The following is a 2,500-nucleotide window of genomic DNA, read 5'->3' as shown; positions in this document are numbered from 1 at the left end:
CGTTGAAAAGTTACCGGATGAGTTGTGTTTAGGGGTGAAAGGCCAATCAAGCCGGGAAATAGCTGGTTCTCCGCGAAAACTATTGAGGTAGTGCCTCGGATGGACACCCTAGGGGGTAGAGCACTGGATGGATGCGGGGGTCGCGAGATCTACCAACTCTAACCAAACTCCGAATACCTAGGAGTGATATCCGGGAGACAGACGGCGGGTGCTAAGGTCCGTCGTCAAAAGGGAAACAGCCCTGACCTACAGCTAAGGTCCCCAAGTTATCACTAAGTGGGAAAGCATGTGGAAATCCCAAAACAACCAGGAGGTTGGCTTAGAAGCAGCCATCCTTTAAAGAAAGCGTAACAGCTCACTGGTCTAAACAAGGGTTTCTGCGGCGAAGATGTAACGGGGCTCAAGTGATACACCGAAGCTTAGGGTGTGGCGTAAGCCACGCGGTAGCGGAGCGTTCCGTAAGCCTGTGAAGCGATCTGGTAATGGGTCGTGGAGGTATCGGAAGTGCGAATGCAGACATGAGTAGCGATAAAGAGGGTGAGATGCCCTCTCGCCGAAAGACCAAGGGTTCCTGCGCAAGGCTAATCCGCGCAGGGTGAGCCGGCCCCTAAGACGAGCCCGAAGGGGGTAGTCGATGGGAACCACGTTAATATTCGTGGGCCTGGTGGTGTGTGACGGATGGTGTGTGTTGTTCGGCCTTAACGGATTGGCCGGGCTTCGAAACTGTCCCAGGAAATAGCCCCACCGTATAGACCGTACCCGAAACCGACACAGGTGGTCAGGTAGAGTATACCAAGGCGCTTGAGAGAAGTGTCCTGAAGGAACTCGGCAAATTGCCTCCGTACCTTCGGAAGAAGGAGGCCCAACATAGGCGCAAGCTCTTGTTGGGGGCACAGGCCAGGGGGTAGCGACTGTTTAGCAAAAACACAGGGCTCTGCTAAGTCGGCTTCAAGACGACGTATAGGGCCTGACGCCTGCCCGGTGCCTGAAGGTTAAGTGGAGGGGTGCAAGCTCTGAAATGAAGCCCAGGTAAACGGCGGCCGTAACTATAACGGTCCTAAGGTAGCGAAATTCCTTGTCGGGTAAGTTCCGACCTGCACGAATGGCGTAACGACTTCCCCACTGTCTCCAGGACATGCTCAGCGAAATTGAATTCTCCGTGAAGATGCGGAGTACCCGCGGTTAGACGGAAAGACCCCGTGCACCTTTACTGCAGCTTCAGAGTGGCATTAGGAAAGAACTGTGTAGCATAGGTGGGAGGCTTTGAAGCATCGGCGCCAGCCGGTGTGGAGCCATAGGTGAAATACCACCCTGTTGTTTTCTGATGTCTAACCTCGTTCCGTAAGCCGGAACAGGGACCCTCTGTGGCGGGTAGTTTGACTGGGGCGGTCGCCTCCTAAAGAGTAACGGAGGCGCGCGATGGTGGGCTCAGGCCGGTTGGAAACCGGCTGTTAGAGTGCAATGGCATAAGCCCGCCTGACTGCGAGACTGACAAGTCGAGCAGAGACGAAAGTCGGTCATAGTGATCCGGTGGTCCCTCGTGGAAGGGCCATCGCTCAACGGATAAAAGGTACGCCGGGGATAACAGGCTGATAACCCCCAAGAGCTCATATCGACGGGGTTGTTTGGCACCTCGATGTCGACTCATCACATCCTGGGGCTGGAGCAGGTCCCAAGGGTTTGGCTGTTCGCCAATTAAAGTGGTACGTGAGTTGGGTTCAGAACGTCGCGAGACAGTTTGGTCCCTATCTGCCGTGGGCGTCGAAATTTGAGAGGAGTTGACCCTAGTACGAGAGGACCGGGTTGAACGTACCTCTGGTGTACCTGTCGTCGTGCCAACGGCGCAGCAGGGTAGCTATGTACGGACGGGATAACCGCTGAAAGCATCTAAGCGGGAAGCCTCCCTCAAGATAAGATTTCATAGGACGGTCGGAGACCACGACCTTGATAGATCGGATGTGGAAGTGCGGTAACGCATGGAGCTAACCGATACTAATTGTCCTATTCGCGCTTGAGAGTCTCACACCATCAATGACAATCCTGGGTTACCAGCGAAACGTCGGCGATAGCGTGGATGATACAAGTCGAACGCCAGATTAAAATACACATCCTCACAAAGGTGCATCGATTTTAGAAACCCATCGCAAGTCCTTGCGGTGGGTTACCCCAAAGCCCAACTTCGCATCCGCCCGCTTCATTGCCTGGTGGCTATAGCGTCGGTGTCCCACCCGATCCCATCCCGAACTCGGCCGTGAAACCCGACTGCGCCAATGGTACTATCGCTCAAGCGATGGAAGAGTAGGTCGTCGCCAGGCATTGCAGCAGGCGGATACGAAGAACACGGCTCCAGGAACCCATCACAATATCAACGAACCACGACACCCCCGCACAACAGCGGGGGCGTTCGCGTTCCAAAACAGTGTCGCGGGGTGGAGCAGCCCGGTAGCTCGTCAGGCTCATAACCTGAAGGTCACAGGTTCAAATCCTGTCCCCGCAACCA

At 55.0% G+C, this 2,500-nt stretch carries 1 tRNA gene and 2 rRNA genes (1 of these 3 cut by a window edge); all 3 read left to right on the top strand.

Going from position 1 to position 2,500, the window contains the following annotated elements:
- A 23S ribosomal RNA gene (locus ACLBWH_RS18375) occupies positions 1-2,016 on the top strand; it begins 806 nt to the left of the window's first position.
- A 184-nt stretch (positions 2,017-2,200) separates the two neighbouring features.
- Positions 2,201-2,315, top strand: a 5S ribosomal RNA gene (gene rrf / locus ACLBWH_RS18370).
- A gap of 108 nt (positions 2,316-2,423) precedes the next feature.
- Positions 2,424-2,500 (top strand) — tRNA-Met (locus ACLBWH_RS18365).

The sequence above is a fragment of the Sphingomonas sp. M6A6_1c genome (assembly GCF_053345135.1).
Note: the sequence above shows the minus strand (reverse complement) of the source record. Positions and strands in the feature narration are given on the sequence as shown.